This is a genomic window from Marinobacter daqiaonensis, from assembly GCF_900115285.1.
Taxonomy (GTDB): Bacteria; Pseudomonadota; Gammaproteobacteria; order Pseudomonadales; family Oleiphilaceae; genus Marinobacter; species Marinobacter daqiaonensis.
On sequence record NZ_FOYW01000001.1, the window covers coordinates 192,082 to 215,443 of the forward strand.

General features: G+C 56.4%; 25 protein-coding genes. 13 read left to right on the top strand and 12 right to left on the bottom strand.

From position 1 onward, the window contains the following. Positions 1 to 130: 130 nt before the first annotated feature. Together BM346_RS00845 and BM346_RS00850 are read right to left on the bottom strand one after the other, a co-directional pair. Entirely contained in the window at positions 131 to 1,429 is a 1,299-nt protein-coding gene (locus BM346_RS00845; RefSeq protein ID WP_092008429.1) for a D-amino acid dehydrogenase, read from the bottom strand. A 63-nt stretch (positions 1,430 to 1,492) separates the two neighbouring features. Further along, positions 1,493 to 2,677 carry a M24 family metallopeptidase gene (locus BM346_RS00850; protein ID WP_092008430.1) on the bottom strand — a complete coding sequence of 395 codons (1,185 nt, stop codon included), beginning with the start codon at positions 2,675 to 2,677 and terminating at the stop codon, positions 1,493 to 1,495. Between the two features lie 200 nt (positions 2,678 to 2,877). On the opposite strand from BM346_RS00850, the gene BM346_RS00855 reads away from it, so the two are divergent. Further along, a complete protein-coding gene (locus BM346_RS00855; protein ID WP_092008431.1) occupies positions 2,878 to 3,735 on the top strand; it encodes an ion transporter in 858 nt (285 codons plus the stop codon). 20 nt (positions 3,736 to 3,755) lie between these two features. Here BM346_RS00855 and BM346_RS00860 read toward each other — a convergent pair whose 3' ends face one another. From BM346_RS00860 to BM346_RS00865, 3 genes are all read right to left on the bottom strand, one after another. After that, positions 3,756 to 4,058, bottom strand: a complete 303-nt coding sequence (locus tag BM346_RS00860) for a YkgJ family cysteine cluster protein (RefSeq protein WP_092008432.1) — start codon at positions 4,056 to 4,058, stop codon at positions 3,756 to 3,758. Positions 4,059 to 4,066: 8 nt separating this feature from the next. After that, positions 4,067 to 4,228, bottom strand: coding sequence for a hypothetical protein (locus tag BM346_RS18000; RefSeq protein ID WP_167812661.1), 162 nt, complete (start codon positions 4,226 to 4,228; stop codon positions 4,067 to 4,069). 149 nt (positions 4,229 to 4,377) lie between these two features. Beyond that, complete coding sequence (locus tag BM346_RS00865; RefSeq protein WP_092008433.1) at positions 4,378 to 4,668, bottom strand: hypothetical protein; 291 nt, start codon at positions 4,666 to 4,668, stop codon at positions 4,378 to 4,380. 244 nt (positions 4,669 to 4,912) lie between these two features. Between BM346_RS00865 and BM346_RS18350 the strand changes: the two genes are divergently transcribed. The 4 genes from BM346_RS18350 to BM346_RS00885 all read left to right on the top strand — a co-directional run bounded on the left by BM346_RS18350 (position 4,913) and on the right by BM346_RS00885 (position 9,415). Next, positions 4,913 to 6,175 (top strand): methyl-accepting chemotaxis protein, encoded by a 1,263-nt coding sequence (locus BM346_RS18350; protein WP_320083487.1) that lies wholly within the window; start codon positions 4,913 to 4,915, stop codon positions 6,173 to 6,175. Positions 6,176 to 6,472: 297 nt separating this feature from the next. After that, on the top strand, positions 6,473 to 7,150 hold the full coding sequence (locus tag BM346_RS00875) for a hypothetical protein (protein ID WP_092008435.1): 678 nt from the start codon (positions 6,473 to 6,475) through the stop codon (positions 7,148 to 7,150). A 49-nt stretch (positions 7,151 to 7,199) separates the two neighbouring features. Then, complete coding sequence (locus BM346_RS00880; RefSeq protein WP_092008436.1) at positions 7,200 to 9,002, top strand: hypothetical protein; 1,803 nt, start codon at positions 7,200 to 7,202, stop codon at positions 9,000 to 9,002. Further along, a complete protein-coding gene (locus BM346_RS00885) occupies positions 8,999 to 9,415 on the top strand; it encodes an SH3 domain-containing protein (protein ID WP_092008437.1) in 417 nt (138 codons plus the stop codon). The genes BM346_RS00880 and BM346_RS00885 overlap by 4 nt, the downstream gene beginning before the upstream one ends. 166 nt (positions 9,416 to 9,581) lie before the next feature. On the opposite strand, the gene BM346_RS00890 is transcribed toward BM346_RS00885, so the two are convergent. Beyond that, positions 9,582 to 10,826, bottom strand: a complete 1,245-nt coding sequence (locus BM346_RS00890) for a serine hydrolase domain-containing protein (protein WP_227662968.1) — start codon at positions 10,824 to 10,826, stop codon at positions 9,582 to 9,584. Positions 10,827 to 11,038: 212 nt separating this feature from the next. After that, complete coding sequence (locus BM346_RS00895; protein WP_092008439.1) at positions 11,039 to 11,653, bottom strand: hypothetical protein; 615 nt, start codon at positions 11,651 to 11,653, stop codon at positions 11,039 to 11,041. A gap of 309 nt (positions 11,654 to 11,962) precedes the next feature. Between BM346_RS00895 and BM346_RS00900 the strand changes: the two genes are divergently transcribed. Next, positions 11,963 to 12,622, top strand: a complete 660-nt coding sequence (locus BM346_RS00900) for a HupE/UreJ family protein (RefSeq protein WP_227662967.1) — start codon at positions 11,963 to 11,965, stop codon at positions 12,620 to 12,622. 15 nt (positions 12,623 to 12,637) lie between these two features. Further along, positions 12,638 to 13,327, top strand: a complete 690-nt coding sequence (locus BM346_RS00905) for a hypothetical protein (protein WP_092008440.1) — start codon at positions 12,638 to 12,640, stop codon at positions 13,325 to 13,327. Here BM346_RS00905 and BM346_RS18355 read toward each other — a convergent pair. The 4 genes from BM346_RS18355 to BM346_RS00925 form a co-directional block, all read right to left on the bottom strand. Continuing rightward, positions 13,272 to 13,451 (bottom strand): CoA transferase, encoded by a 180-nt coding sequence (locus tag BM346_RS18355; protein ID WP_323807467.1) that lies wholly within the window; start codon positions 13,449 to 13,451, stop codon positions 13,272 to 13,274. The genes BM346_RS00905 and BM346_RS18355 overlap by 56 nt on opposite strands. 19 nt (positions 13,452 to 13,470) lie before the next feature. After that, positions 13,471 to 13,863 (bottom strand): hypothetical protein, encoded by a 393-nt coding sequence (locus BM346_RS00915; protein WP_092013143.1) that lies wholly within the window; start codon positions 13,861 to 13,863, stop codon positions 13,471 to 13,473. Between the two features lie 141 nt (positions 13,864 to 14,004). Continuing rightward, positions 14,005 to 14,673, bottom strand: coding sequence for a tetratricopeptide repeat protein (locus BM346_RS00920; RefSeq protein ID WP_092008441.1), 669 nt, complete (start codon positions 14,671 to 14,673; stop codon positions 14,005 to 14,007). Between the two features lie 31 nt (positions 14,674 to 14,704). Further along, positions 14,705 to 15,961: a hypothetical protein gene (locus BM346_RS00925; RefSeq protein WP_092008442.1), complete on the bottom strand. Its 1,257-nt coding sequence runs from the start codon at positions 15,959 to 15,961 to the stop codon at positions 14,705 to 14,707. Positions 15,962 to 16,492: 531 nt separating this feature from the next. Here BM346_RS00925 and BM346_RS18170 point away from each other — a divergent pair. The 4 genes from BM346_RS18170 to BM346_RS17870 all read left to right on the top strand — a co-directional run bounded on the left by BM346_RS18170 (position 16,493) and on the right by BM346_RS17870 (position 20,147). Then, positions 16,493 to 16,555, top strand: coding sequence for an entericidin A/B family lipoprotein (locus BM346_RS18170; RefSeq protein WP_228704309.1), 63 nt, complete (start codon positions 16,493 to 16,495; stop codon positions 16,553 to 16,555). 477 nt (positions 16,556 to 17,032) lie between these two features. Continuing rightward, positions 17,033 to 17,857 carry a MipA/OmpV family protein gene (locus tag BM346_RS00935; protein ID WP_092008444.1) on the top strand — a complete coding sequence of 275 codons (825 nt, stop codon included), beginning with the start codon at positions 17,033 to 17,035 and terminating at the stop codon, positions 17,855 to 17,857. Between the two features lie 379 nt (positions 17,858 to 18,236). Next, positions 18,237 to 19,391, top strand: a complete 1,155-nt coding sequence (locus tag BM346_RS00940) for a C4-dicarboxylate TRAP transporter substrate-binding protein (protein WP_092008445.1) — start codon at positions 18,237 to 18,239, stop codon at positions 19,389 to 19,391. 135 nt (positions 19,392 to 19,526) lie between these two features. Beyond that, positions 19,527 to 20,147, top strand: a complete 621-nt coding sequence (locus BM346_RS17870) for a hypothetical protein (protein WP_139229883.1) — start codon at positions 19,527 to 19,529, stop codon at positions 20,145 to 20,147. Between the two features lie 64 nt (positions 20,148 to 20,211). On the opposite strand, the gene BM346_RS00945 is transcribed toward BM346_RS17870, so the two are convergent. Continuing rightward, the gene (locus BM346_RS00945; protein ID WP_092008446.1) at positions 20,212 to 20,772 is read right to left on the bottom strand and encodes an AMIN-like domain-containing (lipo)protein; all 561 of its coding nucleotides are present in this window, start codon (positions 20,770 to 20,772) and stop codon (positions 20,212 to 20,214) included. A gap of 321 nt (positions 20,773 to 21,093) precedes the next feature. Here BM346_RS00945 and BM346_RS00950 point away from each other — a divergent pair, with 321 nt between their 5' ends. Both BM346_RS00950 and BM346_RS00955 read left to right on the top strand, forming a co-directional pair. Next, positions 21,094 to 21,834: a polar amino acid ABC transporter substrate-binding protein gene (locus BM346_RS00950; protein WP_092008447.1), complete on the top strand. Its 741-nt coding sequence runs from the start codon at positions 21,094 to 21,096 to the stop codon at positions 21,832 to 21,834. Positions 21,835 to 22,042: 208 nt separating this feature from the next. Further along, positions 22,043 to 23,170 carry a zinc-binding dehydrogenase gene (locus BM346_RS00955; protein WP_092008448.1) on the top strand — a complete coding sequence of 376 codons (1,128 nt, stop codon included), beginning with the start codon at positions 22,043 to 22,045 and terminating at the stop codon, positions 23,168 to 23,170. Positions 23,171 to 23,362 lie beyond the last annotated feature (192 nt).

Consider the following 23,362-nt stretch of genomic DNA (forward strand, 5'->3'; position numbering starts at 1 on the left):
CGGTTTGCGCACGACTGCCTGAGATAGTCCGAACGCCGGCGGGGCAGGCGTATTGTTGTCGCCTGACGCCTGTTCTGTTTTCCTTTTGCTGTCCGGGGCCGCAGGGTGGGAGCAGCGGTCACCCGTGTGATCAGGTGAAACGGTCAGGGCGAAAGGCCGCCAGGCCCATCGCCGGGGTTTCCCCGTCCAGCAGCTGACCGATGATTTCCCCGCAGCCGGCCGACAGTGTCCAACCAAAAGTGCCGTGGCCGGTATTTAGTAGCAGGTTTTCCTGGTGGCCCCAGCCCAGTATCGGAGGACCATCCGGCGTCATGGGGCGAAAGCCGGTCCAGGCCTCGGCTCGGCCAAGGTCGGCGGCGCCGGGAAAGCGTGACGCAAAGCCTTCCCGCAGTACCTGCAGGCGCCGGGTGGGAATCTTCCGCTGAAAGCTGTCCAGCTCCACAAACCCTGTCACCCTGACCCGCTTCCCGAGCCGGGTGATCGCCACCTTGTAGCCGTGATCCACAACGGTGGAGCGGGGAGCCTTGGAGGGATCCTCCAGGTCTGAGGTGAGGGAGTAGCCCTTGACCGGATAAATGGGCAGGTTCAGTCCCAGTGGCCTGGCCAGGTCACGGGAAGCGCAACCGGCACAGAGCACCACCTGGCCGGTCTCCAGGTAGTGCCCGGACGGCTCGTCTTTCGCGGACCCGCCCGGATGCTCGGGGAGGCTCTGCAACCACGCGCCCCTTATACGCCTGCCTTCCAGGTCCCAGTCCCTGATGGCGGTGCGATACTGAAAGTGCACGCCCTGCCTTTCACAGGCGCGGGCCAATGCGCGGGTAAAGCGGTGGCAGTCACCGGTGCCGTCATGGGGCAGGCGCAGCCCTCCCACCAGGGTTCCGGAACCCTGCATGCCCGGCTCCCGTTGCCGGACCGCCGCGGCGCTCAGCCATTCATGTTCTATGCCCAGTTTTTCCAGTGTCCGGGCCTTGGTCCGCAGTGCCGAGCAGGCGGCCTGGTTGCCCGCCACTTCCATCAGGCCGTCATGCTGTCCGTCAAATTTCCGGGCAGGGGGCTCCTCCAGCGCCAGGAAACATTGCCGGCTGTACTCTCCCAGTTCCAGCATGGCGGCATGGCTGACCGCATAGTGCCGCTGACTCAGGCTGTAGCGGGCCGTCATGGCCAGAAACTCAAGGGTGCGCGGTGACCACGGGGTGGTGATCTTGAGGGGCCCATAGCGGCTGAGCAGTCCTCGCAGGGCCGTACCCACCATGCCCGCGGCGGCCCAGGGATAAACATAACCGTAGGAACGCTGTCCGGCATTGGCGAGGCTGGTTTCCAGGGCCGCCCCTTCCAGCCGGTCGACCACGGTGACTTGGTGCCCACGACGGACCAGCGCCCAGGCGGCCGTAACTCCCACCACTCCGGCGCCAACGATCAGTACGTTCATCCGACGTCTCCTGAACGGTGACTGGGTAGCGGTGGCCGGAAGGTCCTGAGGTCCGGATGACGATCAGGCACAGTTCGTCAGTTCCCAGTCATTGTGGGTCAACGGCTCCACCTCCCACTCTCCCACCATAACCGTATTGCTCATGCCGATGCCCCATTTGCCGGGCAGGCGCAGGCACAGGGGCAGGTGAAAGACCATGCCCGGGGCGAACAGCCGTTGCTGCCCCCGGGCAATATAGCCGGTTCCCTCGACCCAGCTGGGCGGAAACTGCGCGCCCACGGAATAACCGAAAACGCCGGAAAAGAATACCTCTCCGGCCACCGGCGCAAGTGCCGCCTCCGCTGCCCGGGCAGCGTCGTCGAAACGGTTGCCAGGTCGCATGGTGTCCAGCAGGGCATCGTGAATCCGTCGACAACAGTCACCGAGCCTGTGCATAAAGGCACCTGGCTCGCCGGCCACCACCGTGCGCATCATGGGCGCGGTGTAGCGTTGGCAGACAGCTCCGAATTCCAGGAAGACCGGGTCTCCGGGCTGGATGATCCGTTGCTGGTGATTGAGGTGAATCACACCAATGCGCGGACCGCTGGTAACAATGGGCTGCAGGCTCATGAACTCGCTGCCCGCCGCCAGCATGGCGCTCGCGCCTGCGGCGGCGATGATATTCTCATCCACACCCGGGCGGATCGTGGCAATGGCGGCGCGCAGGCCAGCCTCGGTGATGCGGGCGCTTTCCCGCAGGCACTCTATCTCGGCCCTGGTCTTGATCAGGCGAACGTCATCAAGCAGATCGCCACAAGCCTCAAATCGCTCCGCTCCCAGGTGTGCTGTCAGTTCGTTCATCAGCCCATGACGCAGCCCGGCACCCCAGGGGTCGATGCCCACACGGCGATAGTCCCGGAGCTGGGATACCAGAGGCGCAACCACGGACGTGATGTCTTCCCACTGATAACCCGCGATCTCGTCCACCCAGGCCGTGGTCACGGCCGGCCCGGTCTCGATGGAGGGTACCTGCAGGAAACAGTGTTCCGGACGAAATATCAGAGCGGCGTGGACAGACACCTCGAAGGTCTTGTAACCGGTCAGATAATGAATGTCAGCGGGGTCCGTAACCAGCAGGGCGTCCAGCCCCCGATCGGCCATGGCTTCGGCTACGCGGCTGCGGCGTACGGTGAATTCCGCCGGCGAGAAAAAGCGCTCGGTGCCAGCGCTGGACAGCGTCAGGGCGGTCCGATAGGCGTTGTGGTCCATGATCCGGACTCCTGTGAGGCGGGCCTTATTACACACTAGCTCAGATTCTGGCGACCGGAACCCATCCGACACCAGTTGTTGGCGATCCAGGGAGTTGCGTCTACAGTGGGGTATTCGAGCGGTGCGGCGATTTACGGGATCGAGAGTCCCGATTGTGCGGGACCGCCGGGTTTTCAGCGGAAGTTAAAGAGGTAGCTTAGATGGCGACACTAGAACCGGGCGGCTTGGGCATCAAAACGCGTCTGTTCCAGGTCATTTTCGAATCGGACACCCCGCTGGGAAAAGCCTTTGATGTTTTTCTGGCTTTACTGATATTCCTCAGCGTCGGCGTTATTCTCCTGGATAGTGTGCCCAGATATCATGCCCGCTTCGGTGAGCTGTTTTATGTCATGGAATGGGGGATAACGCTGCTGTTTACACTTGAACTTTGCCTCCGTATCTACTGCCTTGAGAAACCGAGGCTTTATCTCAAGAGCTTTTACGGCGTTATCGATGTTCTGGCCGTCATGCCCACTTGGCTGGCACTTCTGTTTCCGGGTGCGCAGACTCTCGTGGTCTTGCGCCTCCTGCGTACCTTGCGCCTGTTCCGGGTACTGGAAATGATGACGTTGGTGGGCGAGGGCCGCCTGCTGATGGATGCCCTGCTTCGCAGCCGGGATCAGATCCTGCTTTTCCTGTTCACCGTGCTGATGGTCGTGACCATCTTTTCTTCCCTGCTCTATCTCATTGAACCGGCGGAAGCCGGCTTTACCAGCATTCCCAAATCCATCTACTGGGGTATCGTGACACTGACGACGGTGGGCTACGGCGATATAACGCCGGTGACGGCGTGGGGGCAGTTTATTTCCATGATGATCATGTTGACGGGCTACTCGATTATTGCGCTTCCCGTCGGCGTATTCTCCGCGGAAGTCATTCGCGCCCTGCGGGCCGAACGCTACTCCGATGAAGCCTGCCCCGGATGCGGCAAGCACCGGCATGAAACCGATGCGAACTACTGTAAATATTGCGGTACATGGCTGGACGAAGAGAACCCCGAGCCGGGCGGCTCAGGGTGACAGGGTACTGCTGCAGGGCTTCAGTTCATACGTTCGTCACGGCACTCGTAGGAGCCCATCTCGAATTCCCGGCAGATCCAGGGGCGGTTCTCGTAAATCGTGCACAGGAAGGTTTCCCGATCCAGGGCAGAGCACCAGCCATCTTCCAGGCGAAGCATGGTTTCACCGCCCCACTCGTCGACAGCGATATGCCGCTCGGGAACACCGGTATGGGAAATGATCATGACTTCCAACCGACAGCAACACGCCCGGCAGTCTGAACAGGAAATCTCAGGATCAGTCACATCCCTGACGTTGCCAACCGGTGACCAGCCATCAGCCATCGGTGCTGTCAGCGGGCTTTCAGACTGATCTGCTTAGAACCTGTAGAGCCGAACTGGCCACTTTTGCCCTTCACCACATATTCAACGGTCCCACCGGACTTCAGAAAAGCAGCCGTCTGCTCTTCAATCATGGCAGTCGTTAATGTCGCTTTAACGGGTTTCTTGCTCATTACGTTCTCCAGGTCAACCGTCGGCTTTTCGCCAACTTCAAGTGACCATCATATCCCAAATGGAAAGATATTGTTGGAGTGAGTCTTAAGGCTGGACACTCACAACAACCGTTCCGCCAGCAATCAGCGTGATACAGCAATCAAGACAGTCACTTGTGGTTCCGGCGATAGACCTCGGAGCCACCCAGAAGAAGCGCTGCCGCAGCCCCCAAGGCACCAACCGCCAGTCCGGTCCTGGCGCCGGAGGAGAGGTGATCATCCTGAAATTGTCCTCTCACCCGCTTGATCTGACGGTTGGCCTTCCGTTTGATCCGTTGCGTTCTGGTATTGGTGTGCTCGTGGTAATACCAGGCTCCGGCGATCAGCCCGAGAAGACTCAGAACCAGCGTTGAAATGCCCACCGTCCGGGCCGAGGGTTTGCGAATGCGACTGGTATCCATAGGACGTTCTCCTGATGAAAAAACGGATTGTGTTGCTGGATGGACAGGAAGACCGCAGGACTATCCTGTGGAACGAAGTACCTATCAACGTAGGCGGGCCTGCCGGTATTGGCAAGGAAGGTCGAGCCGCAGCTTTTTGCGCTTGCCCAGCTCAAGTCCTTTCGCAATTGGCCGATAAGTGACCCATTGCCAAAATCCGAGACACGATATCATGTTCAGGAAAACAAGGGAGCTTGCCAGGAAAGTGGAACAGCAGGCCCGCGAAATTGAGCGGCTCGATGATGCCCTGCGAGCAATCCGCACAAATGTGGGTTATATCGAGTTCACGCCCACCGGCGAAATCCTGTCTGCGAACGACCTGTTTCTGTCTTTGACCGGTTATTCAGCGGAGGAAGTAAAAGGCAAACATCACCGCATCTTCTGTGACTCGGAGATGGTGAAGAAACCTGACTACTCAGAGTTCTGGCAGGCGCTCGCCAGAGGTTTCTCACAAAAGGGTACGTTCAAACGCCTGACGAAAAATCAGCAGGTGCTTTGGCTGGACGCTTCCTACTTCCCGGTGCTTGACCGTGACGGCAAGGTCACCAGGATAATCAAGATCGCATCTGACGTGACTCGCGACCAGGAGGACCTGAATCGAAAAAACGCCATGTTTACGGCTCTGCACAAATCACTGGCCGTGATCGAATTTACTCCCTCCGGGGAAATCATAACCGCCAATGAGAATTTCCTGGGAACGGTCGGCTATTCGCTTGATGAGGTGAAAGGGCGGCATCACAAAATGTTCTGCGATGACAGCTTTTATCGGCAGAACCCCAGATTCTGGGAAGAGCTTGCGGCCGGAGCTTTCAAGTCCGGTCGTTTTCACCGGAGGGCTGCCGATGGCCGGATAATCTGGCTGGAGGCTACTTACAATCCGATCCTTGATGAAAAAGGTTGTGTCATCAAAGTAATCAAGTTTGCCTCTGACATCACCGAGCGGGTAAATGCAGCAGAGGAGGCGTCTGCCGCGGCGGCAGCAACCTCTGATCAGACTTCCCAGATTGCCGCAGGTGCCAGGGAGGCGCTGGGTGCAGCGGTGGCCACCTCTACTAACATCAGCGAGCAGGTAGCTGACGCCAATCGCAACAGCCAGGCTCTCAGCGAACAGTCCAGAAACATCACCAAGATTGTCACCACCATCAATGCTATCGCCGAGCAGACCAATCTGCTGGCACTCAATGCAGCCATCGAAGCGGCCAGGGCCGGTGAGAGCGGGAGGGGCTTCGCGGTGGTGGCCGATGAAGTCCGCAAGCTGGCCTCGCGCACCAGCGAGGCCACTCACGAGATTGACACTGTGGTTACGGCCAATGCCGGACTGATTGAAAAGATCCACACCCAGATGGAAGAAATCAATGCAATGGCACTGGAGGCTCAGGAGCGGTTGTCTGGCGTAACCGGTGGCATCTCAGAGGTTGAGCAAGGTGTCGCCAACTTCGCTCAGCTGGTGCATCAGTTAAATGGCTGAACGGGGACATAGGCCCGTGTAGACGTTTGCTGATGTCTGTCCACCTGCCCCTTCCAGGAGGTTTAACGACTCCGGGAGTATCTGTCCTGCCTTAGTGACTGGACATGAATGTACGGAGTTTTACGCCAAACTGTCAAAAAACGTAAAACCTTTATTCAAGCCGGAAGTTATATCGCGTTTCCCATCGTTTTCGCTTCCTGATTCTTTTATCCTCCGGGCCTTCGTAAAACATGAAATTTCTGTCATGAATTCGGATTCGTGGAGCTTCTCCTGGTCCGCGCAGGAGGATGATTCGTCATGTCTACGTTTCTGCTGTCGATGCTTTACGGCGCTGTCTTCCTGACGAGCGCGAAACTGAATGAATTTGCCAAGAATAATGCCACCTGGCTGAGGGAATATATTCGTCTCGCCGTCCTGGTCACTGGCTTATCATTCTTTGTGGCATGGAGCGCCAGCGTCCTGGCCCGCTACAGCGCCATGGCCGAACAGTTACTTCATGTTTTTACGCTTTTTGTTCTGGCGGCGGTCTGGTTACTGATTGATTACTGGCGCCAACTCTTCACTCTTTTCAGCAAGCCCGGAGACGAGCGCTCTGTCATTACCGCGATGCTGGAGCTCGTAGTGCCCCTGTCCATCGCATCGATCGTCGTGCCATCCGTCAGGGGGGACATGATCTATGGGCTCATGAAAGTGTTGATTTTTCTGGTGTGCCTTGGCCTGTTCAGCTTCATTCTGACCGGATTCCGTCGCCAGTTCGCTCAGTTGCTGCCGGTATCCTTGAGGAGAAACTGGGTGCATTACAGCTGGACGGTCTTCGGGTGTCTGATGATTGTCGTGACGCTGGCACTCGCTGTGTCCCGCGCGCCCGCGCTCTACGGAGAACTGGCCCAGTGGGGTGGCGCTTTGGAGGCGACTGGAAAAGCCTTGATCGGCCTGCTTCTGCACGCCGACCTTATCTTTCGGGCGTTCTACTGATTTTCAGTCAGACACCGCCGGAACGCCTGAATAAGCGAACGAGACCACCATGAAAATTGCCGTTGTAGCAGCCATTTCACTGGTAAGCCTTATTTACCTTAACCGGAGACGTCTTCGGGTTTTCACGAACGACGGCCTCCGGATCTACCTTGGAGTCGCGGCGATTGCGATCATTGCTGCACTCAGCTTTGGCCCTCCGGAATACATTGTGTTCAAGCCGGGGGGACGTATGGCAGAAATAAACGGCAACATGAAGGAAGTCTACCCGGGTTGGCAGTTGAACCGGCTGTTGCCCATGGAATCTTTTGCGACACCAGTCCTGTACGGGGCGCGTTGGGGAGACATTTACCCCGCTACGGAAGCCGACAAGGCGGTCTTGCAGGGCGCTTTTCAGGTGCCGGGCAGTCCCGTATCCCGTTTCATCTGGATCATACTGATTCTTGGCATTGTTGCTGCGGACATGGTGATCCGCTTTCTGCGCAGAATCCTGGAGGCAAGGCAGGCCCTGGCCAGTGCCCGGACTCGGGATACGATCAACGCGTACAATAGTTTCATACAGCGCTATCGCAAGGGCTTCTTCAGGCCCCGGAGCCTGCTCAGAAAAGCGGAGAATGGGCGGTCTGACGTTTACGAGCGATATGTCCGGCGAACGATTGCCCTTAAGGCCATCAACGAGCGTCAGGTTCAGTTCACAGAGCAAACACTGGAGAATAGCAACCTGACTGCCACAGAACAGCGGGAATACAAGATCCTGCTTGAGCAGCGACGGGGCTACAGCCGTGTGCTGAAACTGTTGGGTGAGGTGCTGGCGCACAATCGCCTGAAGGGCGCAACCAGCTTGCCGTTTCAGCTGGACGTGTCCTCAGGAATCTACTCGGACGACTTCACGCAGCAGTACGACACGCCGCTGGTCCTTCTGGAGGCTACCAGAGACGACCTGGAGCAGAAGCTTGAACGAACCATGCGTTTGCTGGGACTGCCTGAATTCCCCGCGATTCTGGAACAGCACCGTGACCAGGCCGCGGCTGCAAAGGCGGGGCTGGCCCGACATTCATGGGCTGAATACAGCCAGCTTGCGTCCAGCATCAGACACCAGATCGAAACCGGGGCTCAGTCATCGCTCCTTGAGCCGTCTGAGGTCAAGAACCTCCAGTCGATTGCGACGATGTATGCCCAACAGTATCTGTTCGTAAAACTAACGTGCGGGTTACCGGTAAATCGGGAATTCCGCCAGTACCAGCAACGATGCGCCGTTGCGGTGGAGAATCTGCTGCTGGATGTTTTCAATCGCTTCATTCCGGATGAACAGGATGACCAGGGTGAGCTTGCGATGTTCCGCGACTGGTCTCCCACGGAAAAGTCGGTCCTGAGAGTCGATCTTGCGTATACGGGAAGCGCTTTTACAAGCGGCCTCATTCCCTGTAAGGCTCGATTCACTTTTATCATGGACGACCAGCTGGTCTGCGAGAGGGCGGGACGACCAGCCTCGGCTGATGAGAATATCGACATAAAGAAGCGTCCCCTTGTCGATATGCTATACAACTGTGCCATCGCTTTCAGCCCTCCACCGGCGCCCCGCTCGGAGAATTCGGTTTCGCCACCCCAGAGTGAGACGGCGCTTCGTGTGCTGCTTGAAAAACTGGACGACGAAATCAACGAGCATGCCAAGGATATGGCCAGGGACGAACTCGAGAACGCCCTGTATGAGCAGCTACCGGATGAACTCCAGGAAACCGTCATTGCAGTCAATCAGTATATTGAGCGGCAGCTGGATCAGATGACCGACGAGGCAATCGAGATGGCAGGCACTCTCCTGGATTTAATACTCAACAGCGGAGCCGGTGACGAATGAAAACCCGGTTGAAACCCATTTTTCTGTTGACCGCACTGCTGGCGTCCCAACCTGCCTGTGCGGCCTCCTTGATGCCGAGCTGGAGTCACCTGGTGGGCCAGGTGCTGAGTCAGATGCCGATATTGGAAAATGTTGGCGAAAAGATCCTGGCCAATCGTATCGTATACATTGAACTGTCGGATACATCGGCACACTCTCGACCCGCAAACGCGCGGGTAAGACTCGATCTCGGCTCGGCAGCAAACGTCCGCGAAACCCCTGGGACCGGCGCGGGAAGCAGGATCGTCACCCAGCTCCAGCCAGGGGACAGTTTATCGGTGATTGGCCGTGTCGCTGGCAAGTCATGGGTCCGGATACGGCTTCCCGATGACCGGATCGCATATATTCACCAGAACCTGATTGAACTGAAATAGTTTTCTGCCAGGCTTACAGCATTGCTCACGCCAGTGCTGGATATTGAGGGAAACCCTGCGCCCTATCTAAGGAAAGACTATCGAGGGCTAAGGAAAGACTATCGAGGGAGCCCTGTCCCCATCTAGTTGTGCCTCCATTCGGAAGGGTAGCCCTCTACATCCGAATCTATGGCTTTGGCTCCCTGTCAATCGCCGACTGTACCTGTCTGAAAAAGGCCAGACGCTTTTCACCGTGGTCGCCGCCCTGACGATCCGATGCCTGGGGCCAGTTACCGTTTGAAGCGATGACCAGTTGCCGCTTGGGATCGATGAAAATAGCCTGGCCGAATATTCCCCGTGCCATAAAAGCCCCATCATCCAGGGTCCACCACTGATAGCCGTAACCGTAGTCGGGGCTGCCAGTATCGGCATGCTTCATTGTTGCCTCTGCAATCCAGCCGTCAGGCAACACTGGCTCTCCATTGGCTACCCCTCCGCCCAGAATGAACATACCGAAACGCGCGTAGTCGCGGGTTGACGCCTGTACGCAGCAACCACTGATTTCGTGGCCCGTGGGGCCCAGCAACCAGCTGGCATCCTGTTCCATACCGAAAGGCCGCCAGACCTTCTCGGAAAAATAGTCAGACAGGTTCTTCCCGGTGGCTGAACTGACCAGTACGCCAATCAGGTTGGTTTCCCCGGTTTTATAGACCCACTTCGTGCCCGGAGTGGCCTCGGATTCCAATTGGCGCATATAACTCACCGTGGCATCGACACCCGGATCGGCTTTGTGAGTGTTGAATAACGCGACGTCGGATTCAGGGTCGGCGTAATCCTCATTCCATTTCACGCCCGATGTCATGGTCAGGAGCTGTCTGATCGTGACGTTGTCATAAGCGGAACCTCTGAGGTCCGGAATGTAGTCCGACACCTTGTCTTCAATGCTCCGGATATGGCCGTCTTTCACGGCGGCGCCGACCAGTGTCGATGTAAATGACTTGGCAACCGAGAAACTGGTCCAGCGTCCCTCGGGGCCGAAGTCGAGTCCATATCGCTCAAGCCGTATCTTGCCGTCCTGGACAATCACCAGAGCGGCGGTGCGCTGGGCCTCCATATAGGCATCGATATCCGTGCCTGTATCCAGGGGCTCCCCCTCAGGTAATGGAAAAGTATTGTCACCCGCGGCGATAATCCGGGATTTCGAGAGGATTGGCACCCGGTCCATCGAGCGGAATACGGCATCCCTTTGAGGAGTTGACCAGAAAAGAACATCGGTGTCAGTGGGCATATTGAGAACCAATCGGCGCATATCCTTGTCAGCCATCGCCCAGAATGTTCCGAGCGCAAGTGCGAGCAAAACGATGACTGAAACGATCCATTTTTTCATAATGCTTCTACTTCTGCTTTCTGTTGGGGCGGGCCTGGAGCGCACCTGATTCCGGGATACAAGGCTATCCATCCAGCCAGGGATAGAAGTCACGTCTTCGTTTGCACTCTATCAGATGATTACCGGCTGTTCTCGGCAAAGTTGCGGACTTTAGTGAACACGTTCGCTGAACTTGGACGGACTTCTGCTTCTGATGATGCAACCGGCAATCCGCGTCTCTTTTTTTGAACGCCTGTCCAGGTCCGGTTTATTGCGGACTACCGGAACTTCCAGTCCGAGAACAGGGTGGGCCCGCGCACCTCCAGGCCCAGCGCCCGCAGCCAGTGGGCGATGACTTCATTTGACTGGTGCATGAACCAGTAGTCCTTGGGGAAGGGCACGAACTCAAGCCCATAGCGCGGCTGGTAATGGCGTTTTTCCGGGTTCTCGAAATAAGCGTCAAGACGATCGCGCAGTGCCGTCACCCGGCTCTGACTGACCTGGAACCCAATGGCTTCGGCATAGCCTTCGGGTATGCCCGGTAACGGCCGGCCGGTTTCGGGGGAACGATCCAGGGTGCCCCGGCCGATGGTCGCTTGGGTGGGCCAGAGGATGGCCTGCATCGCCCGCAGGGGCCCCGTCTCGTCGAGGGCGTACCAGCGCCACTCACCATGGACATAACGCCGCCACTGGCCGTCAGGGTCGGGCAGTACAAGGCTGGCATGGCGGCCGTGGTTGACCAGGTAGGCCTGCACCGGAGACGCCGGGTCTTCCGGCACCGTTACGTGGTTGGCGCAGCCGCTGATGGCCGCAACGACTATCGCCAGGTGGACGGGACGAACCCGTCGGACCGCAGTGACCACCTGTAACCATTCCAAATTCAGTAGTGCCATCGATCAGAGTTTTCCAGGCCAGCGGATAGAGAATATTTCAGTGGTTGTAGGCGTCACCTGACTCAAGTAGCCTTCTTATGCTATCCCACTGGGGCATGGTATCCTCTGTTTTCTTTGGCATCCAACAACCGACGTAGCTTACGCTACCGGCTGGAGCGTCCTCCCAAAACACTTCTTTTCACCTGCTTCCTGCCGTTTACGGGGCCCTAAGAAACGAATTCGACTGGAGTCTTCATGTTGCCACGCCTCCCTGGCGATTGCCGTCCTGTGTCTTCAGCGGGTGCAGGTGTTCGTCTGTTCTGGATATTCATGACACTGGGCTTACTGGGTCTGAGTGCCGATGTGCTGGCCCATGCTGTCGCCCAGGGCGATAAGGGATACATTCAGGAAATTACCGGTGTAAACCTCATTGCATTCACCTACCTCGGGGCCAAACACATGGTCACAGGTTATGACCACCTGCTGTTCCTGCTGGGGGTCATTTTCTTCCTGTACCGGATGCAGCACATCGCCGTTTACGTGAGCCTGTTTGCCCTGGGGCATTCCACCACGATGCTGCTGGGGGTGTACTTCAACGTGGGCATCAACAGCTACCTCATTGACGCGATTATCGGTCTGTCCATCGTGTACAAGGCACTGGACAATATTGGCGCCTATCAACGCTGGTTTGGTTTCCAGCCCAACACCAAGGCCGCCACGCTGATCTTCGGTTTTTTCCACGGTTTTGGCCTGTCGACAAAGATCATTGAATACGACATCTCGCCGGACGGACTGATTCCGAACCTCCTGGCCTTCAACGTCGGCGTGGAGCTCGGGCAACTGATCGCCCTGGCCATGATCCTGATTGCCATCAGCTTCTGGCGTAAAACCGACGGCTTCTTCCGCCACGCGTACACAGCCAACGTCGCCATGATGAGTGCGGGTTTCCTGCTCTTTGGCTATCAGCTCACCGGTTACTTTGTCGCCTGATCCTGGAGATTCGCCATGTACAACACCGATATACCAAACCGTGAAGAATTGCCCAGCACCGGCAAACTGATTCGATCAACCATCGTCGCTGCCATTGTGGCCCTGGTTCTGCTGGTTACCGTTGTCATGCCTGCTGAGTACGCCCTGGACCCGACCGGCGCCGGCCGACTGCTGGGATTGACCGAAATGGGCGAAATCAAGAAGCAGCTCGCCGAAGAAGCCGCTGCTGACGAGGCTGCCCAGATGGTTGCCGTGGAGTCCTCAGTTGACGAAAAGGCGCCGGAACTCAGAGAACCTGTCGTGGCCGAACCGGTTGAGGACCCCGCCTCCGCTCCCGAGGCCGGGGTTGCGGCTACCGAACCAGAGGCTGAACCCGTGATTGCCGGGCCGCAGTGGCAGGATGAAGTGAGCGTGGTTCTCACACCGGGAGAAGGCACTGAATTCAAGCTCACTATGGAGGAAGGGGCTGTAGCCCGGTTCTCCTGGGTGTCTGAAGGTGGTCCCATCAATTACGACACCCATGGCGATGGTGGCGGCCAATCCATCTCCTATGAAAAGGGGCGCGGTGTTCCCGAGGACGAAGGCAAACTTGTAGCAGCCTTTACCGGCAACCATGGCTGGTTCTTCCGCAATCGGAACGACAACGACATCACTCTGGTACTTCGCATCGCAGGGGAGTACGGGCAATTGAAGAAGATGTTGTGATATTCAGAGCCAGTCTGGACCGTGGCCAGACCTGCCAGCTATCCCCGCCTGCGGGGTTTTCCACCTTGATCACCTCTGCGCCCTGATCTGCCAGCATCATGGTGGCCAGAGGGCCGGATATCATCGCGGTCAGATCAATAAGGTCAGTTCCGGTTCTTCAGAACCTCATAAATCCGGGACACCGGCCCGTCCTGCGCCTGGTCTTGCACCACGTCCTCAAGCAGCTCAAGAACCCGTTTTTCATCGTTGCTCCGAAGGCCTGGCCAATACACATAGGGCACCAGATCCGGATTCCGGATGAAGAAAAGGGCCGTCTCTTCCGGATCGTTGTCGATGTCTCCCCGCAGACCCACGGTAAAGCGTTCGCCGTCGCTGCCCCTGAGCGTTACCAGCAGGGAATTGTCCCGTTCGATGAACCGGCTGTCCTCCACGGAAACAGGCCCCGCGAGATCGGGCACCGAGGTTATGTAGTACTGAAAGCCGAGAAACGCCAGTAGCACGACAAGTAGTGCCGGCAGGGCAATGGACTTGATCATCAGGAGGATTCCGAGTCGGTCAGAAGAGGGCGTATGGTAACTCTCTATCCGGAGCCAGGTCTTGTAGTTTGCTTTTTCCATAGACGGGCGGGACAGGGTTCTTTTTAGACTGCCTGCCCACGCTTAGCTCACAATCTGCAGCTACTTGAATCTCTTGATGGATCCAGCGTTAACGACTCCGGCAAGCGTCCCGACGACCAAACCGACAATAGCCGCTATTGCGATGTTCCCGCTAGCGAGGTTCGTCAATACTCCAGCGATGCCACCAGCAATCACAAACGTGATCGCAAATATGAAGCCGATCTCCACAAAGTAGACGACTTTTGACTTTCGGTCGGTGTAGATGCCTTTGGCAAGCCCCTCGTCCACGAGCCGCGACTCGGCCTCACTCGCTGCCGCCTGATTGCGCACCGGTGTTTCTCGGCGGACATCGCCGGCGGGCGCGGCTCCTGTGGTCCCCTCAGCGGACGAATCCGCTGCGAGCTTCCAGATCGCACCGGTGTGGTCAGGTTGCATGGCGAGGACGGTCATATACTCTATCCGCGCCTCTTCGAACCGGTTACATCGTTCAAGGCAAAGGCCGATGTAGTACCGGGGCTCCACAAACAGACCGTCCAGAGAGACTGCATCACGGAAGTGTCTCTCCGCTTTTTCGAAGTCGGACTCCCGGAAATCGCACACGCCGGACAGATAGGAAACTCTTGCATCTGTCGCCTCCTCGTTTTGGAGGGAAGCCAGAAGGCGTCGGACATCAGCCACTGCGCCCTGCTTGAGAAGGTCACGTGCGGTCATGAAGATTTCGTCGTTCATCTAGGCCCCCAGGGGGTTGGGGCGGCTGGACCTACAGGGGCTCACTGGCGTCGGCCTCGTTGTCCACCTCGTCCTGATCATTATTGCTGTCGATCTCGCCATCGACCTCGTCTGGAGCCGGTAGATAGGATACTTGTGCGTCGCCGTCGATCTCGTCCGGGGACGGAAGGTGTGACACTTGCCCGTCGTAATCGATCTCGTCCGGAGCCGGAAGGTGCGACATTTCCGCGTCGTAATCGATTTCATCCGGATCCGGGGGATACGACACCTGGGCGTCATTGCTAACCCCGTTCTCCACCTCGTCGCCGGCCTCTTCGGGCGCTGACCGTAGCGACATGTCCGCAACTCCGTCTCCATCCGAATCGACCGCGTCCACGATCTCATCGCCGATGATGTCTGAGGTCGGCTGTCCGCCAAAAGGGGTGTCGATCGGGGGGAGCGCATCGGTTTCGTCGATCAGCCTGGCACTTTCGTGGCAGTGCGCCTGAATGCTGTTTGCCTGAACCAGACCCTCATCCGCGTTCCTAAGATCGGCCAGCGCTTCTCTGATGCCGTCGATGTCGTTGCGGACCCGTTGATGCAACTCGGCGAGGGTAGGGTGGGTCGCATCCACCGAGAACAGGAGTTCCTGGGTGCCCTTTTCGGCAAGCTTGTCGGCAATGACCTTGAGGTTGCTGTCGGCTGGACCGATCAACGCTTCCGCGAGCTTTTCATGGGAGAAGGATTCACTGGGCATGAATTTGCCGATAACGGCACCTGCGATCTCGCCGACTGCGTCCAGACTCCGTTCGATTTTGATGGCGTTCGTGACACTAATGAGAAGCGTAGCCTTATCGACGTAATCCTTCGTCTCTAGCAGCAGATTGACCGTCAGTTCCATCTCGGCGCTCCGGTCTTCCACAGCGCGAATATCATCGATCACCTTGACGAGCGTAGCCCGGTCTTCGACGAGGCGACTCTCAAGTTCCCTGACCGTTCTCTCGCTTCTGATTTTCTGGTTGTGAAAAGCGCCTTCAAGACCATCGGCGAGGGACTTCCGCAATGCATTGGACAGCTCGATGTCGCGGGACCAGTTCTCCACAAGGAACGGGCTCTCCACCCCCGGACTGTCGTTCCGGCTATTTTGGTAAAACGTTTTCCAGGCCGTCAGCCGATCCTGGACCTCTCGGTGCTGGTCGAACTTGTCCGAATAGAAGTTCATCTCCTGGAGGTTGCCACGGTCGGGACGGTAGGCCGGGTCGAGCTCGCGGGAGGTGCGGCGCTGCAGCAGATCGAGGTTTCTTCCCATCCTGATTCTCCCTTTTGCACCCGGTGCCTAAAGGTTTTGACTTCCCAGCAGGGCCCCGAGTGCCTACTCCCGAAACTTTCACAGCGCGGACCAGAGGAAGGCGAGCCTACCTGCCAACGATGGCAAGACACGAATCAATCACCAATACTCGAACCTCTGACCCGCCTGTCTGCCAGCAGAACTGGACCTCGGATGCCAGAAATCGGATCTGCAGTGGAATCAGTATAGAGCACACTGGGATGGGGCGGCGGTTTTCCACCGGGGCCCGTTCCTGCTATCACCCTCGACAAGACCTTCGTTCAGGGAATGGCGGAATAGCCGACACTGTTTGAACAGGTCCGTCGTGATGTCGATGAAGACTATGACGACGGCGTTCTGTACTAGAGTGTTGGTATGGGCTTCAATGTCTGAGGCCACATAAGGCAGTTGCTAAAGGAGATAGCTATGAGAGTGACATTGACGGATGGGTCCATATTCCGCTCCTTGATGGTCGTACTGTTGCTTGCAGCTGGCATGGCTGGCTGCAACACCATGGAGGGGTTCGGAAGGGACGTAGAATCAGCCGGCGAGGAGATAGAAGACCAGGCGGATTAATATCCGACCGGTTGCGCTATTGAAAAGATGAGCAGTGAACGCACGTCTGCAATGATGAAGGGCAGGAACCACTTGGAGGTTAACCATGCCCTTTGTCAGCCGGTACAGACTTGAACTCCCCCACGCGCGAACAGATTAATGAGGCCAGCGGATCGTTAGCGATTGAATTCAAAAGCTTCTCTGAAAGTTTGCTTCCCTCAGAAAGTTTCTCCAAGTGCCTGATTTTCTCCGAGTGCCTGTCCACCTTCCGTTCTTAAACCCGAAAACGCCGACCGACAATAATTCGAGGGGTATTTTGCGAAGCCCAACGCGGTCTCGATAGTGGGTTTCGGGGGCCTTAGTCGATTGGCACAGTTGACATTTTTTGGTGAGGTCGCGGAACGATGATAACGAAAGCGCTGAAGTGCCAGCTAAAAAATAATCATCTATAGTGATGAGTAACCCGTATTACCGCCTACTGCTTGATCGGGAAAAACCATGAAAAACACAGTCCTTCAAGTCGCCACATTTCTTGGCGCTCTTTCATGTTTAGGATCGTCAAATGCGGCGGAGACGAGAACCGCTCTCGTTCCGCTTCCTTCTATCGGCGATTTTACAGATGGCGATGGTTGGGGTGTTGGGCTTGGGCTGGGCGTTGAATATGAGACTGCTTATGAGGGTTCGGACGAATTCGAGTTTGAGATCGATCCGGCCGGGGGTGTTCAGTGGCGAACTGGTGAACACATTTTTTTCTGGGCAGGTGAAGCAATTGGGTGGCGAACACTGGCCAAGGATGCCTGGTTGTTTCAAGCCACGGTAGGCTACGAAGAAGGCCGTGAAGAGGATGACTCAGAAGATGGCAGACTGGATGGGTTAGGCGAATCGAGTTCAGGGGTGATATTGCTTTTGGAAGTGCGTCGTGCCCTTGCAGACGACTGGCGTTACTTTCTGGATGGCCGTGTATTAACAGGCGAGATCGGTACGCTGGGGATTCTAGGCGCAGGAACTTGTTTGGCTTGCGAAGCTGACGGCACTGGCTGGGAAGTTGGCGCCGCTGTCACCTTCCACGATGGTGAGTTAGCCAACCGGGACTTTGGTGTCAACGCACGGCAATCCATAGACTCAGGTCTTCCGGAAACCGATGTTGATAGCGGGTATAGATCAACTGGTGTCAATGTTAACTATCGAAATTACCTGAACGAAAACTGGCAGATCTTCGGTGAAGCTCTTTACGAAGTCTATGGCAGTGACGTTTCAGACAGCCCAATATCCCGGAACGATTACGAGGCCGAGATCGGTGTTGGCTTCATTTATGTTTTCTGATGTTCCCCCTCTGTCAGCCTGGCTGTCCCGTTGGTGGTTTCTCCTCCGAGAGACTCAGTAAGCTCTTTATTTGTAGAATTTCCGTCACGCTGCCAGGGGTTCAGTACCCCCTGATCAAGGGGGTTGGACAGCCTGGGACCGGAATCCAGTACTGAGGTCAATCCTGAGAAGTAACTCTCAATCAGAGCCAGTCCTACACCGCGTAACGGATTCTCCTGCATCATCTTCAAAAGGACATTCTGGAGTAATCAACTAATCCCTTCGCTTCCTTGCCGTAAACGTTGTCGCCAACTAGGTTGTCGGATAGCGGGTAATTTTTGCACAACCACCTCTGGTTCAGGGGGTGGCTCCCCTAACCTCAATCAATGAGGGCACAACAATGAAAACGATATCTCCTCTCAAAACCGTCGCCATCGGCATTACCATCGCAGGACTGACGACCGCCAACATCGCAAGTGCCACCGAACTCCGCTTTGCAACCGGTGCTCCCCAGAACACGCTGGGCACCAAGGCCATGGATGCATTTATCGAAGCTGTTGAAAATCGCTCCGGCGGCGATATCAGCGTGAAAGGTTATGCTCAGTCCTTGCTGAGCTTCATGGAAACTCCGACCGGACTTCGAGACGGTATCGCAGATTTGGGCCACGTGCTTACACCATATTTTCCGTCAGACTTCCCCAATACCATCATGCTTACGGAACTGACCATGGCGCTTGAACTCGCCGATGTGAGCTCGCAGGATGCTGTGTTTGCCTACACCGGTGCGATATCCGAGTACGTTATCAACAATTGCCCGGAATGTCTGAAGGAACACCTTGACCGCAATCAGATATTCCTCGGCCTCGCCAGCTCTTCGCCGTACGGCCTGTTCTGCAACGAAGCGATTACAAGCAAGGAGGATATTGAAGGTAAACGCATCCGTATCGGGGGCCCGCAGTGGTCACGATGGGTCGACGCCATGGGTGGCACTCCCGTTTCCATTCCGGTTAACGAAACCTATGAAGGACTGAGCCAGGGTGTTGTCGACTGCACGGCCCACAACCTGTCGGATTATCTCAATTTCAAGTTTATTGAAGTCGCCAGCGAGGTCACCATGGGGGTTCCCGGCGGCACATTCGGCGGGGTTGGGACAAACATGAATGCCGATGCCTGGAAATCCCTGTCTGAAAAAGACCGAACATCCATTCTTTATGGTGCGGCGACCACTTCAGCCGAGATAGCAAAAGTGTACCTGGAGAACCATCAGGAGGCCCTGAGGAGGATCGACAAGCAGCCGGAACTGACGCTCCACGAGCCAGATGAAGAGTTTCGTCAGATGACCAGGGACTTTATCGAAGAAGACCTCAAAAAAGTGGCGGCAAACTATTCAGAGAGGTACGACGTGCAACGGGCTGATGCCAAGATGGACGAGTTCCAGCAATTGCTGGATGAGTGGGTCGGCAAAGTCGAGGGTATCGAGACCAGGGAACAGCTCCGCGACCTGTATTGGCAAGAAGTTTTTTCCAAGGTTGATGTCAGCTCCTATGGGATCTGAGCAGCGGGCCCCGGTGTAATGCCGGGGCTTGGAGCCCCCTCCGGCCATAGAGCATAAAGCTGACACTTCCGACCGCCATATCAAACTTGCCCGATAGTGCTCGCCGACCTTGGACTCACCCAAAGAGCCTAGATCGTGATTTTTGGAGAAATAGCGATGAACTTAAAAGACTGTTTAAAGATAAAAACCGCTTTAATCTTTCTGGTACTCGCGCTGGTGCCTTCGGTATCAAGTGCGATCATAATAAATAGTTTCACGGGCAGCTTCTCTGATGGCTCACGTATATATATTGACCTGAAAGGTTATGATTTTGGAAAGGGAGAATTTTATGCTCCACCGAATGCTTGGAGTGAAATAGATGATCCGTCAGATTATCCTTACATTGAACCCTTTGATACATATTTTTATTCATCGTCACTTATGCGATCTGAGGTGCCTTGGGCTCCTTTTGGGAAAATAACGAGCGCTCACTTTGGTGACGGTCTTTATTTTGAGATTGATAATTATTATTCGGTCCATATGACTGAATTGTTCTATCTTTTTTCAGCGCCAGATTGGTCTATTTCAAGCAGCGGGGTTGGTTTTTATTATGAACAATACGTTACGGGATTTATGGGCGGATATTTTGATACCTCGATCTCCCCATATCCAGTCACCGAAACCACCAACCTGATGCTGCTTATTTCTGGTATCTTCGCAATTTGGTTGCGGAGGCGATGCAGAACAGTGAATTCATCAAATTACGTGCATCGCTAAACATTGAGAGAAACGCAGGAAATAGCCGTAAACCCGGGATTCCACGCAAGGGAACCGGTCGGTCTCAGTGTCGCACATCGACAATGAGGCGCGGCGGGTCGCTCAGCTCACGGACCCGATAGCGGTTCGGCGACCCGACACCGAGGACCCACGTCACGACAGCCTCGAAGTCGCAGGTCAGCTCCACTTCAGAGAGCACCGGCAGGCTCGTCAGGCGCTCACGCTCTGTAACCGTCGGCCGGCCCTCCCGGGTGTGCGCATTCGCAGGGTACATCCTGACCTCGAGCCAGCCATCGCCGCCAACCTGCGTTACCTTGCCAGACCCGCACTTCCGCACGGGTTGATCAATGTACTCGGTGTGATAGCCCGGCACCCGTTCGTCGAACTCGAAGACGATCCGGTCGAAGCCCTCGTGAGTGTCAGTGCGTACGGCAAGAAGGGTCGCCGGAGGCGCATCTGGCTGCGGCCGGTCGATAATTCCGGCAGTCCATTCAGACGTAGAGGTGGCATCCGGGCCGGCAACTGTCTGTCCTGCGCCATCCCGTTCGCCCAAAACGCCGCCGCATCCGGCCAGGGCGATGAAGGCGGTTGCAGCAACTGCTGTGGCGTACTGTCGAATCCTCACTGTCCTTCCTCCTCGTTCGACTTCGGGCGAATGGTGTCGTCCAGGTTCGGTTTGGTTCGGTTAAGTCTATGCCCAGGTTGGTCTATAGCCCACGGATTAATATATTTTTTGATTTCCTGTCCACGTTCCACTTGAACGGGGTAGCACTCGATTGCGGTTTCCTGACCTTAGCTGGACCGATTGCCACGCCGGGATGATTCGCAGCGATCTCGACTTCGTCACGGCGCTTGGCCAAAATCGGAACCACACTGTCTTTGACTGGCCAAGGCAACGTCGGACAAGTGGCGACCTCCCCCCATCATTCACTTTGAGGAACACCCAATGAGAACAGGCCTGCTGATCATCGCAGCATTCTGGTTCCTTCCGGTTTCGTCACAAACGCTTCAGATTATGGGGTCGGACGAGGGCTTTCTGCCGTTCTATTACGGGAAAAACCTTAACAAAGGCATTCTGATCGAGGTGATCAATGATTTCACCCTGGAGACCGGTATCGCAGCCGATTTCCGCCCCCTGCCTCGTAAACGCCAGGCTTGGGCCCTGGAAGAAGGACGAGCCAACGCGGTTTTTGCCAACCCGCTATGGATGCCGCTGCCGGACCGGATGCATGCCGTCGGACCGGTGTTAACCTGGCGTGACCGTGTGTTTGCGCAACCTGGCCGACAACCGGACTCCTTCGATGACCTTCAGGGCAGCATCTGTCTGCGCAAATGGTTTGTCTATAGTGATGGACTCGAGCGGCGGATCGGTACCGATCTGGTCCGCCATGACGCGTACAATGCTCAGCAGATGCTGGGCATGTTTCTGCACAAGCGGTGCGATTACACCGTCATGAACGAAATGGAGTTCCGGTTCCTGGCACTGCTGGGAAAAGTCGATCCGGATCGTTACAGCACGGAACTGATCGACGCCGAATGGCCGGTCTATCTTGGTATCCTCAAAACCGAAGCGGCTCTGATTGAAGCGGCGGAAGTTTTTTTCGCTACTCACACGGTTGACGCTGAGGCCATGCTACCCAACCTGCCGCCGCCGGACCGGAACGTCTCGATTCAGCCAGACAAGTAGCGCAGCTCGCGGCCAAGATCCATCCGACAGGCACTTAAACGGTTTGATCACTGGCATAAGAAGCAAGTCGAAAACAGAAAGCTTTTCAGAGTGCCTGTCCAAGTTGAGTTTCACGTTTCGATCCATGTCCCAGATATCTTCCCCTCATTTTAACGGGTAACATCGGTTGGCGAAGTCCCAGCCCCCTCAACCTTTGCAGGAGAAAAAAGTGTCAGATAACAACATCGAACTTACTTCCACCATTAGCGAAGACAACAAACTGGAACTTGCCCTGCGCGAGATCGAGATCCCCCAGCCGGGCGAAAACCAGGTGGTCATCCGCGTCGAGGCCGCCCCTATCAACCCGTCTGACCTGGGAGTGATGTTCAGCGCGGCTGACATGACGACCGCCAGCCAATCCGGTAGCGCCGATCGCCCGGTCATCAGCGCCGATGTCCCGGCCAAGTTCATGGGCGCCGTTAAAAAGCGTGTTGGCAAGCCCATACCCGTGGGCAATGAAGGCGCCGGTACCGTCGTCGCGGCAGGCTCATCCGCCGCAGCGCAAAGCCTGATGGGCAAAACCGTTGCGTTCATCGGCGGCGGTAGCTACCGCAAATACCTCTGTGCCAATGTTCAAAGCTGTCTGGAACTGGAACCGGGTACGACTGCAGCCGAAGGCGCTTCAAGCTTTGTTAATCCGCTGACTGCATTAGCCATGGTAGAAACCATGCGCGCTGAGGGTCACAAGGCTATCGTTCACGCTGCCGCGGCCTCTAACCTCGGGCAAATGCTCAACCGCATCTGCCTCGCCGACGGCATCGACCTGGTCAATATCGTCCGCAAACCGGAACAGGAAGCACTACTGCGCGACATGGGTGCCAAATACGTGGTCAACTCCAGTAGCGACAGCTTTATGGCAGACCTGACCCAGGCACTGATCGACACCGGCGCTACTATTGCTTTTGACCCAATCGGTGGCGGACGGCTGGCCAGTGATATTCTCACTTGCATGGAAGCCGCCGTCTCTCGCGACATGACCGAATACAGCGTGTACGGATCCGACATCTACAAACAGGTTTATATCTATGGCGGCCTTGATCGCGGCCCCATCACACTGAATCGCAACTTTGGTTTTGCCTGGGGTGTGAACGGCTTTCTATTGTTCAATGCATTAGGAAAACTGGGTACGGAAACCTACGCTGCCATGCGCAAACGCGTAGCCGCCGAGATCAAAACCACGTTCGCCAGTCACTACACTCATGACGTATCTCTGGCCGGTGCGTTACAACTGGATGCAATCTCGGCTTACGGCAAAATGGCGACCGGAGAGAAGTTCCTGATCAAACCACAGAGCTAACGATTGGAATCTGGCCGCAAGGCCATCCCGGGGCGCTGAAGTCAGATTGGCTTCAGCGCCTGCATGGAAGTTACCTGTCCAGGTTCAGTTCTCATCCTCTCCCGACTTTGCATGCCAGCCGATGAATGGCTGCAGGAAGCCTGTGAATTCGAGGCCCGCTACAGGGAAAACCGGCGGGCAGAGCAGGGAAGG